This window comes from Streptomyces fumanus, assembly GCF_014655295.1.
In the GTDB taxonomy this organism is placed as follows: Bacteria; Actinomycetota; Actinomycetes; order Streptomycetales; family Streptomycetaceae; genus Streptomyces; species Streptomyces fumanus.
This window is the reverse complement of record NZ_BNBI01000005.1, coordinates 444,965-457,469: the sequence shown is the minus strand read 5'-3', so window position 1 is coordinate 457,469 and position 12,505 is coordinate 444,965. Positions and strand designations below refer to the sequence as shown.

At 73.9% G+C, this 12,505-nt stretch carries 13 protein-coding genes; 8 read left to right on the top strand and 5 right to left on the bottom strand.

The genetic code is table 11. The annotated features are described in order from the left end of the window. Positions 1-33 precede the first annotated feature (33 nt). Positions 34-723 (bottom strand): PAS domain-containing protein, encoded by a 690-nt coding sequence (locus IE316_RS13905; RefSeq protein ID WP_190204581.1) that lies wholly within the window; start codon positions 721-723, stop codon positions 34-36. Positions 724-1,343: 620 nt separating this feature from the next. Here IE316_RS13905 and IE316_RS13900 point away from each other — a divergent pair. From IE316_RS13900 to IE316_RS13890, 3 genes are read left to right on the top strand one after another with little or no spacing between them, the layout of a single operon-like run. Then, positions 1,344-2,594, top strand: a complete 1,251-nt coding sequence (locus tag IE316_RS13900; RefSeq protein WP_190204580.1) for a helix-turn-helix domain-containing protein — start codon at positions 1,344-1,346, stop codon at positions 2,592-2,594. Between the two features lie 46 nt (positions 2,595-2,640). After that, positions 2,641-3,477: an alpha/beta fold hydrolase gene (locus tag IE316_RS13895; RefSeq protein ID WP_190204579.1), complete on the top strand. Its 837-nt coding sequence runs from the start codon at positions 2,641-2,643 to the stop codon at positions 3,475-3,477. A 22-nt stretch (positions 3,478-3,499) separates the two neighbouring features. After that, positions 3,500-4,048: a TetR/AcrR family transcriptional regulator gene (locus tag IE316_RS13890; RefSeq protein WP_190204655.1), complete on the top strand. Its 549-nt coding sequence runs from the start codon at positions 3,500-3,502 to the stop codon at positions 4,046-4,048. Positions 4,049-4,102: 54 nt separating this feature from the next. Here the strand turns inward: IE316_RS13890 and rpmG are convergent, their stop codons facing one another. Then, positions 4,103-4,267 carry a 50S ribosomal protein L33 gene (gene rpmG, locus IE316_RS13885; RefSeq protein ID WP_190204578.1) on the bottom strand — a complete coding sequence of 55 codons (165 nt, stop codon included), beginning with the start codon at positions 4,265-4,267 and terminating at the stop codon, positions 4,103-4,105. Between the two features lie 298 nt (positions 4,268-4,565). On the opposite strand from rpmG, the gene IE316_RS13880 reads away from it, so the two are divergent. The 3 genes from IE316_RS13880 to IE316_RS13870 all read left to right on the top strand — a co-directional run bounded on the left by IE316_RS13880 (position 4,566) and on the right by IE316_RS13870 (position 6,769). Then, positions 4,566-5,294: a GAF and ANTAR domain-containing protein gene (locus IE316_RS13880; RefSeq protein WP_190204577.1), complete on the top strand. Its 729-nt coding sequence runs from the start codon at positions 4,566-4,568 to the stop codon at positions 5,292-5,294. A gap of 32 nt (positions 5,295-5,326) precedes the next feature. Continuing rightward, a complete protein-coding gene (locus IE316_RS13875) occupies positions 5,327-5,860 on the top strand; it encodes a MarR family winged helix-turn-helix transcriptional regulator (RefSeq protein WP_190204576.1) in 534 nt (177 codons plus the stop codon). A gap of 105 nt (positions 5,861-5,965) precedes the next feature. Next, positions 5,966-6,769 carry an SDR family NAD(P)-dependent oxidoreductase gene (locus IE316_RS13870; RefSeq protein ID WP_190204575.1) on the top strand — a complete coding sequence of 268 codons (804 nt, stop codon included), beginning with the start codon at positions 5,966-5,968 and terminating at the stop codon, positions 6,767-6,769. 726 nt (positions 6,770-7,495) lie between these two features. Here IE316_RS13870 and IE316_RS13865 read toward each other — a convergent pair. From IE316_RS13865 to IE316_RS36235, 3 genes are all read right to left on the bottom strand, one after another. Beyond that, entirely contained in the window at positions 7,496-8,869 is a 1,374-nt protein-coding gene (locus IE316_RS13865; protein WP_190204574.1) for an NtaA/DmoA family FMN-dependent monooxygenase, read from the bottom strand. Positions 8,870-8,889: 20 nt separating this feature from the next. Then, the gene (locus IE316_RS13860; RefSeq protein WP_190204573.1) at positions 8,890-10,092 is read right to left on the bottom strand and encodes an LLM class flavin-dependent oxidoreductase; all 1,203 of its coding nucleotides are present in this window, start codon (positions 10,090-10,092) and stop codon (positions 8,890-8,892) included. 153 nt (positions 10,093-10,245) lie between these two features. Continuing rightward, positions 10,246-10,311 (bottom strand): putative leader peptide, encoded by a 66-nt coding sequence (locus tag IE316_RS36235; protein WP_361164240.1) that lies wholly within the window; start codon positions 10,309-10,311, stop codon positions 10,246-10,248. A 174-nt stretch (positions 10,312-10,485) separates the two neighbouring features. On the opposite strand from IE316_RS36235, the gene IE316_RS36230 reads away from it, so the two are divergent. Both IE316_RS36230 and IE316_RS13855 read left to right on the top strand, forming a co-directional pair. Then, positions 10,486-10,578, top strand: coding sequence for an Ms4533A family Cys-rich leader peptide (locus tag IE316_RS36230; RefSeq protein ID WP_351057097.1), 93 nt, complete (start codon positions 10,486-10,488; stop codon positions 10,576-10,578). Positions 10,579-10,776: 198 nt separating this feature from the next. Further along, positions 10,777-12,501, top strand: a complete 1,725-nt coding sequence (locus tag IE316_RS13855) for an ABC transporter substrate-binding protein (protein WP_190204572.1) — start codon at positions 10,777-10,779, stop codon at positions 12,499-12,501. Positions 12,502-12,505 lie beyond the last annotated feature (4 nt).

Genomic DNA, 12,505 nt, shown 5'->3' with positions numbered 1-12,505 from the left:
CGCACCGCCACGGCCGTCATACCCCGGTCCGGGTCACCTCACGTGTTCGGGCAGGACGCGCGGCGGCCACTGGCCGGTGGCGAACATCCCCAGCGCGTGCGCCCGTGCCACCAGGGCGGGCCGGTTGGGCGCGTCGAACCGGCGCAGCATCTGCCCGACCCGGTACTCGATCCCCTGCCGGCTCAGATAGAGACGGGAGGCCATCTGCACCGTGGACTCGCCGCTCGCCACGCCCTCCAGGACCTGGGCGTCGAGGGCGCTGAGCACCGGTCCGGCGCCCGGCGCGGTGCCGTGCTCCGGCCGCCGCGCGTCCCCGGTGCGGCGCAGCAGGACGACGATCCGGACGGTCTCGCCCGTGGCATCGCGGGTGGCGGTCCCGGTCATCTCGGCGGCGAAGGCGCGGCCGTCGCCGTCCCGGCCGGTGACCCGGTCCGTGACGCGCCGGCGGCGTCCCGAGCAGAGGGCGGCGAACTGCTCCCGCAGCGGTGCGGGGCCGGCGGAACGGAGCAGGTCGGCGAGGCCGTGGCCGCGTATCTCGTCGGCGCCCAGGCCGAACTGGCGGGCGAACGCCGGGTCCGCGGCGGTGACGAGCAGGTCCCCGGGGGACACATGGGCGGTGCAGGCACCCCGGGAGGCGGCACCGAGCGGTGCGCCGCCCGCGGCGGTGCGGTGGGGCTGGTTCTCCTTGCGGGGCGAGGCGTCGGGGAAACTCGTGGTCGCCACGGACGTACCGTCCTTCTTCCTGAGCGTGGGGGGCCGGGGAAGGGGTCGCGGGCGCGGAGTTGACCGGTACGCCGCTGCCGGGGTGTCGGCAGGCGTCCGGGCCGGCGCGCGGCACCACGTCGGTGACCGCGGCCGGGACTCCGCGTCGTGCGGGGATCAGGGGTGGTGGAGCAAGAGGGGCTGAAAGGGAACGGGAGCCGGTGCGGCCGGGCACCCGGATAACGTTGTCAGGGCCATTCGATCTCGCCGTTCGACCTGCGCGATGAGCCCGGACGGGCGTGAGGCGGCACGAGAACCTCCACGAGACGAGTTGGGGGATCGCATCGAGACGGCACCTTGAGAGTAAAGGTCGGCAACTGACCTGACAAGGCTTTGCCAGGTGACCTGGGCAACCTGTCAACTTCCTTTCGGAACATCGTGATTCGACCGTTGCACAGTCGTCGCCCAAGATCCGTCCGGAGGGCCCGGCAACCCCTCTGAGCTGGCAACTCACCGTGTCGCATAACGACTTGCCGCCCTGTCAAGTGCTCCATAAAGTGTTGACAACTCCACACGCCCGACCGGACGGGCCGGGGACGGAGGTCTTGATTCACGCACGACCATCGGACCAGAGGGGGGAGATGCTCGCGCAGCCGCATTTCGGCCGCCGGCTGAAGAGGCTCCGGCTGGAGCGGGGCCTGAGCCAGGCGAGCCTCGTCGGCGACGGCATGTCGACGGGATATCTGTCACGCCTCGAGTCGGGCGAACGGCGGCCCACCGAACGGGCGGTGGCCTATCTAGCGGAGCGCCTCGGCGTCGACCCGTCCGCGCTGACCGGGCCCGACCGGAGCAGGTCCCTGACCGGTGTGCTGGCCGCCGTGGCGTCGGCGCCGCCCGGCGTGGACGACACCGCGGCCATCAGCCGCGCGGTCGAGGAGGACCCGGGGGACGATCCCGCCGCCCGCTGGCAGGCCCTGTGGCTGCTGAGCCGCGCGGCCGGCCGCGAGGGCGACTACCAGCGGGAGCACGCACTGCTGGAGGAACTGATCGAGCTGAGCGACCGGTTGGGAGCCGCCGAGCTGCGCGCCCGGTCCCGGGTGCGGTACGCCCGCTGCACCCGCGCCCTCGGCGACATGCGCGCGGCGGAGCCGGCGGCCGTGGAGGCCCTGGCCATCGCCCGCGCCGAGCAGTTGTCCGCGTCCGACACCACGGCCGCCCTGATGGTGCTGATCAGCATCGAGACGGAGCTGGGCCGACTGGAGACGGCCGGCCGGCACGTGGCGGAGCTGGAGCGGGACCTGCTGCCCGGCGCCGCACCGGCCCAGGCGGCCGAGGCGCTGTGGACCGCCGCCATGGTCAGCAACCGCCAGGGCGACCACGCCACCGCCCAGGCCCGACTGGAGACGGCCCTGGAACTCCTCCAGGGCAAGGACGACCCGGTCCTGTGGACCCGGCTGCGGGCCGCCGCCACGGCCGCCGCGCTGCAGATGTCACCGCCCCGGGTGGCGGCGGCCGGCCGCTGGCTGGGCGAGGCCGCCTCCGTCCTGGACCTGATCGGCACCCCGCTGCAGATCCAGGAACTGCGCGCCCTCCAGGCCCATCTCGCCTTCCACCAGGGAGACTTCGACCGGGCCCGGGCGCTCAGCCGCGCCCTGCTCGGCGACGAGGACCTGCGGCTGTCCTACCGCGACCGCGTGCGGCTGCGGGTCCTCGACGGCCAACTGGCGATCCTGGCCGGCCGGGTCGACGAGGGCATCGCGGTCCTGCAACGGCTCGGCCGGGAGGCGACGGAGTCCCGCAACCTCGACCTGGCGGCCCACATCTGGCAGTCCCTCGCCACCACCCTGGCCGACGTCCGCGCCCCGGACGCACCCGTTGACGAAAACGGCTAATGGCGTTAGCTTGTGGCTAACAACATTAGCCACATGGGGGGAAGCCATGACCGAGTACCTCGCCGTCGACGGCGGCACCATCGCGTACGAGGTGACGGGCGCCGGCCCGCTGATCGTGCTCGCGCACGGCATGGGCGACAGCCGTGCCGCGTACCGGGCGGTGATCCCCCCGCTGGTCGCCGCGGGGTACCGGGTCGCCGCCGTCGACCTGCGCGGCTGCGGCGAGTCCAGCGCCGACTGGCCGGAGTGGAGCCGCACCGCCCTCGCCGGCGACCTGCTCGCCGTCGTCCGCCATCTGGGCGGCCCGGCCGTGCTCGTCGGCCACTCGGTCTCCGGCGGCGCCGCCACCATCGCCGCGGCCCGGGAACCCTCGCTGGTCACCGCCGTCGTCGAGCTGGCGCCGTTCACCCGCGAGCAGTCGGTGCGCCTCGCCGACCTGCGGGTGCGCCGGTTCCGCCGGGGCATGATCCGGTTGCTGGGCGCGGGCCTGTTCGGCAGCGCGCGGCTCTGGCGCTCGTACCTCGACGTGGCCTATCCGGGCGCGAAACCGGCCCACTGGGCGGAGCGGCTGGCCCGTATCGACGCGCTGCTGCGCGAGCCCGGCCGGATGAACGCCCTGCGCGGCATGGGCCGCAGCACCCCGGCCGACGCCGGCGCGCGCCTGGCGGACGTGCGCTGCCCGGTCCTGGTGGTGATGGGCACGCTCGATCCGGACTGGGCCGACCCGGGCGCCGAGGGCGCGGCGGTCGTCGGGGCGCTGCCGCCCGGCCTCGGCCGTCTGGAGCTGATCGAGGGCGCCGGGCACTATCCGCACGACCAGTTCCCCGACCGGGTGGCGTCGCTGGTGCTCGCCTTCCTGCGGCCGGAGGCGGCCCGTGCCTAGGGCGGGCCTGGACCCGGCGGCGGTGGTGGCGGCCGGCGCCGCCCTCGCCGACGAGGTCGGCGCCGCCGGGCTGACGATGGGACTGCTGGCCGAGAAGCTGGGCGTGCGCACGCCCTCCCTCTACAAGCACGTGTCCGGCCAGGACGACCTCACCCGGCGGATCGCCGCCCTCACCCTCGGCGAGGCGGCCGACGCCGTCGGCGGCGCGGTCCAGGGGTACGCGGGCCGCGACGCCCTGGCCGCCGCGGCCCGCGCCTTCCGCGGCTATGTCCTCGCCCACCCCGGGCGGTACGCCGCGACGATCGGGGTGGAGCCGTCCGGCCCCGACGATCCGGTGGCCGCCGCGGGCCGGAAGCTGCTCGGCGCGTTCACCGCGGTGCTGCGCGGCTACGCCGTCGCGGAGTCCGACGTGGACCACGCCCTGCGCACCCTGCGCAGCCTCTGCCACGGCTTCGCCACCCTCCAGTCGGCCGGAGGCTTCCGCTGGAGCGCGGACATCGACGAGAGCTTCGAGTGGCTGATCGACTTCGCCGACCGGGGCCTGCGCGCGATGTCCGCGCCCGCGCCCTGACCGCACCCGCGTGCGCCCCGCCCGCGCCGTGCGGGGCGCGGACGGGGCGGGGGGTCAGCGTTCCTCGCGGAAGAGGACGTGCCCGCCGGCCACCGGGTCGTACTTGCGCAGGACCAGCCGGTCGGGGTCGTTCAGTCGGTTCTTGCGGGTCACATAGGTGACCCCGGTGCCGGCCGTCGACTTCAGCTTGACGACCGGTCGCGTGGTGGCGCGTGCCATGAGGTGCTCCTTCCGTCCACCGCCCGAGCCGATTGACTCGAACACGTCAGACGCACCGTTCAACCATCTGGCCCCCGGCCGCATTCCCGGCCTCCGGGGCCCGCCGTCACGGCGGGATGACGCCTCGGGGCCGGTGGGCGAGGCATAGTGGCAGGAGCGGCCGCCGTCAGGTCCGTCTCCGGCCGGACCGGTCGGCCGGCCCCGCCGGAGACCTCTCCTCGGGTCGCATACCGTCGTCCCCGGTGACCGTCCAGGACGCCGGCCCACGGGCCGGGTGCCCCGAAGGAAGCGAGACATCATGACCGACCAGGCGCACGGGCTCCCAGACGTGACCTCACTCCTGCTGAGCACCGACTCCCTCGAACAGTTCCTCCAGATGCTCGCGGAGCGCGCCCTGTCCATGGCGCCCACGGCCGCCGGGACCGGGATCACCGTGGAGCGGCAGCACCGCCCGCTGACCGTGGCCAGCGCCGGCGGCATCGCCCCCGACCTGGACGAGGCCCAGTACGGACAGGACGACGGGCCCTGCCTGGAGGCGCTGCGCACGGGCCGGGAGGTCATCGTGAGCGACATGCTCGACGAGACCCGCTGGGGCCCCTACCCCGCCTACGCGGTCGCCCGCGGGACCCGGTCGTCCGCCTCGCTGCCGATCGCCCCCCACACCGACACGGCCGGCGCGCTCAACCTGTACTCGTCGACGGTGGACGGCTTCCTGGAGGCCGGCCTGGACAACCTGCGGGCGCTCGCCGCGCAGGCCACCGGGGCGATCGCGCTCGCGCAGCGGCTCTCCGACGCCCAGGAGTACGCCACCGACCTGCAGACCGCGATGGAGTCCCGCAGCGTCATCGACCAGGCGATCGGCGTGATCATGGGCCAGCAGCGCTGCGACGCCGACGAGGCGTTCAGGCTGCTGCGCATGGCCTCCCAGCGCCGCAACATCAAGCTCCGTGACCTGTGCCGGGAGATGCTCACCACCATCGGCGGCGGCCCGCCCGCGCAGGGCGCGGCGTTCCGGCCCCGGCCCTGAGACCCTCCCGGCGCCGGCCGCACAATGGAGGGATGACAGGGACGCACCACAGCACGGACCAGGCGACGCACGGACACGGCGGCGGCGAGCCGGCCGAGGACGCGGACGCCGCCCGCGTCGCGGCCGGGCTCGGCGGGCTGCTCGGACCGCTGCGCCGGGCCGTGCTGCGGGCCACCCGCAACGCCGAGGGCCTCCCCGACCTGCCGGAGGCGCAGATCGAGCTGCTGCGCGCGCTGTCCACGTCCCCCGAGGGCCTCTCCCCCGGCGCGGCGGCCGCCCTGCTGCGGGTGGCGCCGTCCACGGTCAGCAATCTGGTACGGACGATGTCCGCCGCGCGCCTGGTGGAACGCGTCCGGCCCGACCACGACCAGCGCACCGTCGTCCTCACCGCCTCCCGCGAGGCACAGGACCTGCTGCGCCGCTACGACCGGGCCAGCACCGCGGCGCTCACCCGGGTCGTCGACGCGCTGCCCCCCGCCGACCGCGCGGTGCTCGCCCGCGCCCTGCCCGCCCTGGACCGGCTGGTCGCCGAGCTGGAGGTCTCCGACCCCGCGCCGGCGCCCTGACCGGGCCCCCGGGTGGCCGACCCGCCGGTTGGGGTCCGGGCCGGACCGGGTACCTGTGAGCGATCACGGCAAGAACCGGACAGCGGGGCGAAAGGCAAGGCAAGAGTGAGTACACGACACGGCACGGCCCTGGTGACGGGCGCCTCCTCCGGCATCGGCGCGGCCTACGCGGGGCGACTGGCCGCGGCGGGCTGGGACACCGTCCTGGTCGCCCGGCGGGCGCAGCGGCTCGACGACCTCGCCGGGCGGCTGCGTGAGGAGACGGGCACGACGGTGGAGACCCTGGTGGCCGACCTCTCCGACCCCGACGACCTGACGCGGGTGGCCGAGCGGGCGGCGGGCGAGGACATCGGGTTCCTGCTCAACAACGCGGGCATCAACGGCTACGGCCCGTTCGCCGAACTGGAACCCGACCTGATGGCGAAGGTCCTCACCGTCAACGTCGTCGCCGTGACCGCGCTGACCCGGGCGGTGGTCCCGGCCATGCTGGAACGCGGGCGGGGCACCGTGGTCAACGTGGCCTCCCAGTTGGCCTTCGCCGGCTCCCTGCCGCCCGGCCCGCTGCCGCAGCGGGCGGTGTACGGCGGGACCAAGGGGTACGTCGTCACCTTCACCCGTACGCTCGCCGCCGAACTGGCCGGTTCGCCGCTGCGCGTCCAGGTGCTCTGCCCGGGGCTGACGGCCACCGAGTTCCACCGGTCGCGGGGCGAGGCGCCGGTCGCCGGACGGGAGCAGACCGTGCACGACGAGGGCGGGATGCCGGTGGACCAGGTGGTCCACGCCTCGCTGGCCGCGCTGGACGCCGGCCAGGTGGTCTGCGTACCCGGACTCGACGACCCGGCACCGGTCGAGGCCCTGGCGCAGGCCGAACTGACCCTGCGCACGACGGCGGGCCGGGGCCGGGCCTGAGGGACGAACGGCATCGGGCCCCCGTCCCCCTGCGTGAGGGACAAACGGAATCGGTGCCCCCCGTCCCCCTATGTGAGGGACGAACGGAATCGGCGCCCCCGGCCCCCGGCGGGTCGGCTTCGGACAGTCGTCGCGTCGGCCGGGCGCGGTCACCCCGTGCCATGGCGGCGCGGCCCGGTGGTGCCGGCGGGGTTCCGGTGCCCCCGCGTGGCGGCGACGGACCGCCGCCGTGCCCCGGACCGCGCCGGACGGCCCGCCGGAGGGGCGGGCGGGGCTCGGCGGACCCGCGCACCGGCCCGGCCGGGCGCGGCCGAACGGCCGGAAATACCGGTTCCGACCGCCGCGCGGTGCCCTACTCTGGGGGCGGCGACCGCAGGGCCGGATGCTTCGGCATCCGACCGCGTGTCGCTTTGCTGACCCCTGGCCCCCGGGTCGTGCCATGACCGACCAAGAGCGGCCGGAGTCCTTACGCCGACGACCACTCCGGCCATGTCCTCGCCTGTGCGCGCCTGGGTCATTCCCGCGTCCTCGGGGCGCCGTGCGAGGACGACCAGTGTGAGAACACCGCCCAAGGACAGGGCCTGAGCGATGTCCTCGCGCTCGGCGGCCGGCCCTTCCCGTCCGACGGACCGGAAGGGCCGGCCCTGGCACGCCCGGGTGGCCCGAGGGGGGCGGTGGCGTGCCAGGGCCGTCGCCGGGTCGGTCACCCGCCCCGGCGACGGGACGTCAGGACGCCGCCCGCTCGCCGCGCGCGTCGTCGGGGTGGGCGAGCCCGAGGTGGTCGCGCAGGGTGGGGCCCGTGTACTCGGTGCGGAACACCCCGCGTTCCTGGAGCAGCGGGACGACCCGGTCGGCGAACCCGTCGAGGCCGCCCGGGGTGATGTGCGGGACGAGGATGAAGCCGTCGGCGGCGTCGGCCTGGACGTAGGCGTTGATGGTCTCGGCGACGGTGGCCGGGGAGCCGACGAAGGTCTGCCGGTTGCCGGTCTCGATGACCAGGTCGCGGATGGACCAGTTGTGGGCCGCGGCCAGTTCCCGCCACTCCCGGGCGGTGGCCAGCGGGTCGCGGTACATGCGGACCTGGGCCCGGCCGCGGGCGACGGTGTGCTCCCCGGGCAGCGGGTCGACGTCGGGCAGCGGCCCGTCCGGGTCGTACCCGGACAGGTCGCGGTTCCAGACGAACTCCAGGTGCTTGATGGCGGTCGCCCCGCTGACCTGCCGGCGGCGCACCTCCTTGGCGAGTTCCTCGGCCTCCGCGTCGGTGTCGCCGAGGACGAAGCTGGCGGCGGGCAGGATGAGCAGGTCGTCGGGGCGGCGGCCGTACCGGGCGAGGCGGGACTTCACGTCCGTGTAGAAGGACTGGCCGGTGTCCAGGGCGGCGTACCGGCTGAAGATGGCGTCGGCACCGGCGGCGGCGAACTCGCGGCCCTCGTCGGAGTCCCCGGCCTGGAAGATCACCGGGCGGCCCTGGGGGCTGCGCGGCACGTTGAACCGGCCGTGGATGTCGAAGTGCTGCCCCCGGTGGACGAAGGCGCCGGCCCCGGCGTCGCGCAGGAAGACACCGGCGGCCTGGTCGGCGACGAGGTCGTCGTCCCGCCAGGAGTCGAAGAGTTCGTTGGCCGTGGCGAGGAACTCCTTCGCCCGGGAGTAGCGCTCCTCCTGCGGCAGGAAGCCGCCCCGGCGGAAGTTCTCCCCGGTGAAGGCGTCCCAGGAGGTGACGACGTTCCAGGCGGCGCGGCCGCCGGAGAGGTGGTCGAGGCTGGCGAACTGGCGGGCCACCTCGTAGGGCTCGTTGAAGGTGGAGTTGATGGTGCCGGTCAGGCCGAGGTGGTCGGTGACGGCGGCGAGCGCGGCGAGGACGGTGAAGGTGTCGGGGCGGCCGACGACGTCCAGGTCGTAGATCTTGCCGCCCTGTTCGCGCAGCCGGAGGCCCTCGGCGAGGAAGAGGAAGTCGAACTTGGCGCGTTCGGCGGTGCGGGCGAAGTGGGCGAAGGAGGCGAACTCGATGTGGCTGCCGGCCTCCGGGTCGCTCCAGACGGTGGTGTTGTTGACGCCGGGAAAGTGGGCGGCCAGGTGGATCTGCTTCTGCGGCTTGGTCATGGTGTCGTGGGCTCCTCGGCTCAGGCCGCGGCGTAGCGGTTGGCGGGGCGGGGCAGTCCGAGCAGGCCGCGCAGGGTGTCGGCCTCGTAGGCGCGGCGGAAGGCGCCGCGGCGCTGGAGTTCGGGGACCAGGCCCCGGGTGATGGCGGGCAGGTCGTACCCGGCGACGGCGGGCCGCAGCCGGAACCCGGTGAGCCCGGCCGACTGCAACTCCTGGAGCAGGTCGGCGAGTTGGGCGGGGGTGCCGGTGAAGACACGGGCGTCGCTGGTGTACTCCTCGCCCGCCAGGGTGTCGAGCCGGTCGCGGCGGGCGGCCGCCTCGGCGGGGTCGTCGTCGAGGTGGACCACGAGGTCGGCGAAGACGTGCAGCGGTTCCCCGGCGCGTCCGGCGGCCGACTGCTCGGCGCGGATCTCGGCGATGATCGCGCGGGCCTGGCCGGTGTCGTGCGGGGTGACGTAGCCGACGTCGGCGGCGCGGGCCACCAGGCGGTAGGGCACGGTGTCGTGGGCGAGGGCGGTGACCGGCGGCTGGCCCTGCGGGGGGCGCGGGGTGATGGAAGGGCCCCTGACGCTGAAGTACCGGCCCTCGAAGTCGATGTAGTGCAGCTTGTCGCGGTCGATGAACCGGCCGGTGGCGACGTCCCGGATCTCGGCGTCGTCCTCCCAACTGTCCCACAGGCGCCGTACGACCTCCACGTGGTCGGCGGCCTCGTCGAACAGGTCGGTCACCACCTCCCGGGCGGCCGGATCGTCGTAGGCGGCGATCCTGGGCAGGGTGCGGCGGCCGAAGTGGGCGGCCTCGTTGGGCCGGGCGGTGATCTGGACGCGCAGTCCCGCACGGCCGGTGCTCACATAGTCGAGGGTGGCGATGGCCTTGGAGATATGGAACGGCTCCGTGTGCGTGGCCACCACGGTCGGGACCAGCCCTATGTGCCGGGTCAGGGGTGCGACACGGGCGGCGATCAGGACCGCGTCGAGCCGGCCGCGGACCTGGTCACGGCGGTCGTCCGGGTCCAGGAAGTGCGAGGACTGGGGGCCGAGGCCGTCCTCGATGGTGACGAAGTCGAGCAGGCCGCGCTCGGCCTCGGCGATCAGGTCGGCCCAGTAGGCGGCGGTGAACAGTTCACGGGGCCGGGCGACCGGCTCCCGCCATGAGGCGGGGTGCCAGCCGGTGCCGTCCAGCGCGACGGCGAGGTGCAGCGGGGCAAGGGGAGTCGAGGGCACGGGGACGCCTTCCTGGAGGTCCGGGAGAAGCCTTCGGCAGATCCATGCGGATCCATGCGGATCCACGAGGGAAGCGCCGGCCCTCGCGCGGGCACAGCGGAGGCGCGCGTGCGGAGCCGGCGGAGCGCCCGGACGGGGGTCCGGGCGGGGGTGTCAGGAGCGACAGAGCGCGCCGGCCACGCGCTGGAGGTCGATGTGGGGCCGGGAGTACAGGTGCACCACGTGGGCTGTCCGGGCCACGTCGGTCACCTCCCTCGTCAGGGCGCGGGGCGCGCCTCGCACATCTCGTCGTGAGTCCCAACGCCCGGCCCCCGCCCCGTGTTCCCGCCCCGCGGATCTTCGGCGCCCCGGTCGCTTTTGACTTCTGTCGCATGTTCGTTCATATTTCTGCCCATGTCGTCCGTCCACGCCACCGCACGCGCCGCCTTCGAGCTGGCGCTGATCGGCGTGACCCCGCTCTGCGTGGCCGACATTCTCTGTCGCTGACGTCCGCCTCCGGCGCGCACGTCGCGTTGCCCGACCTTTCCTGGCCTCCTCCGGTCCCCCTCCCCGCACGCCATCGGCGTACCCGGGGGGTGTCCGGCGGCCGTCACGAGCGCGCCGGGGCGGACTCCGCCGCACCGTTGCCCCCGTGCCACCGCCGCCCGCGAAGCGAGGCGGCTCCTTTCGAGAGGTCGTTCCCCGATGTTCCACTCGTCCCGCAGAACGCGCCGCGCCGCCGCCGCGTTGACCGTCAGCCTGATCGTGACGGCCGGTGCGGCCGCCTGCGGGCCGGAGGACAACGATGCCACCTCCGGTGGCGCGGACGCCGAACCCCACAAGGGCGGCACCCTCACCGTCCTCAACGCCGATCCGCAGCAGGACTTCGACCCGGCCCGGCTCTACACCTCCGGCGGCGGCAACGTGCCCTCCCTGGTCTTCCGCACCCTGACCACCCGCAACCGGGAGAACGGGGCCGAGGGCGCCGAGGTGGTGCCCGACCTCGCCACCGACACCGGCCGTCCCAGCAAGGACGCCACCGTGTGGACGTACACCCTGAAGGAAGGGCTGAAGTACGAGGACGGCACCGCGATCACCTCCGCCGACATCAAGTACGGCATCGAGCGGTCCTTCGCCCCCGAACTGTCCGGCGGCGCACCGTACCTGCGGGACTGGCTGATCGGCGGCGCCGACTACCAGGGGCCCTACAAGGACAAGGGCGAGGGGCTCGACTCGATCGAGACGCCGGACGAGCGCACCATCGTCTTCCATCTGAACAAGCCCGAGGGCGAGTTCCCCTACCTGGCCACCCAGACCCAGTTCGCGCCGGTGCCCAAGTCCGCCGACAAGGGCACCAAGTACGAGGAACACCCCGTCTCCTCGGGCCCGTACAAGGTGGTGGAGAACCAGAACGACGGCGAGCGGCTGGTCCTGGAGCGCAACCCGCACTGGTCGGCGAAGACGGACGCCGAACGCAAGGCGTACCCGGACCGGATCGACGTCCGCTCGGGCCTGGACTCCTCGGTCGTCAACCAGCGGCTGTCCGCCTCCCAGGGCGCCGACGCCGCCGCCGTCACCACCGACACCAACCTCGGCCCGGCCGAACTCGCCCAGGTCAGCGGCGACAAGGAACTCGCCTCCCGGGTCGGCACCGGCCACTTCGGCTACACCAACTACCTCGCCTTCAACCCCAAGGTGAAGCCCTTCGACGACCCGAAGGTGCGCCAGGCCATCGCGTACGCCGTGGACCGCAGCTCGGTGATCAACGCGGCGGGCGGCTCGTCGCTGGCCGAGCCGGCCACCACCTACCTGCCGAACCAGAAGTCCTTCGGGTACACGCCCTACGACCACTTCCCGGCCGGTGACTCCGGGAACCCGGCCAAGGCCAGGGAGCTGCTGAAGGAGGCGGGTCACCCCGACGGGCTGACCATCACCCTCACCCACTCCAACGCCAAGGACTTCGAGACCGGCCCGGAGATCGCCACCGCCGTCCAGGACGCGCTGAAGAAGGCCGGGATCACCGTGAAGCTGGAGGGCCTGGAGGACAACGACTACTCCGACACCGTCCACGACGTGAAGACCGAGCCCGGGTTCTTCCTGGCGCACTGGGGCGCCGACTGGCCGTCCGGCGGCCCGTTCCTCGCCCCGATCTTCGACGGCCGGCAGATCGTGAAGGACGGCGCCAACTTCAACACCGGCTTCCTGAACGACACGTCGGTCAACGACGAGATCGACGCCATCAACAAGCTCACCGACCTGGACGCCGCGGCGAAGCGGTGGGGCGCCCTGGACAAGAAGATCGGCGAGCGGGCGCTGACCGTGCCGCTGTTCCACCCCGTCTACAAGCGGCTGTACGGCAAGGACATCAAGAACGTCGTGATCAGCGACTGGACCGGTGTGCTGGACATCTCCCAGGTCGCGGTGAAGTAGTTCG

What these genes read in the sequence shown, in the direction of transcription:
- IE316_RS13880 (WP_190204577.1), top strand. Translation starts at nt 4,566, where the DNA reads ATGACCGACCAGGCGCACGGGCTCCCAGACGTGACCTCACTCCTGCTG.
- IE316_RS13875 (WP_190204576.1), top strand. Translation starts at nt 5,327, where the DNA reads ATGACAGGGACGCACCACAGCACGGACCAGGCGACGCACGGACACGGC.
- IE316_RS13855 (WP_190204572.1), top strand. Translation starts at nt 10,777, where the DNA reads ATGTTCCACTCGTCCCGCAGAACGCGCCGCGCCGCCGCCGCGTTGACC.
- IE316_RS13865 (WP_190204574.1), bottom strand. Translation starts at nt 8,869, where the DNA reads ATGACCAAGCCGCAGAAGCAGATCCACCTGGCCGCCCACTTTCCCGGC.
- IE316_RS13895 (WP_190204579.1), top strand. Translation starts at nt 2,641, where the DNA reads ATGACCGAGTACCTCGCCGTCGACGGCGGCACCATCGCGTACGAGGTG.
- IE316_RS36230 (WP_351057097.1), top strand. Translation starts at nt 10,486, where the DNA reads ATGTCGTCCGTCCACGCCACCGCACGCGCCGCCTTCGAGCTGGCGCTG.
- IE316_RS13900 (WP_190204580.1), top strand. Translation starts at nt 1,344, where the DNA reads ATGCTCGCGCAGCCGCATTTCGGCCGCCGGCTGAAGAGGCTCCGGCTG.
- rpmG (WP_190204578.1), bottom strand. Translation starts at nt 4,267, where the DNA reads ATGGCACGCGCCACCACGCGACCGGTCGTCAAGCTGAAGTCGACGGCC.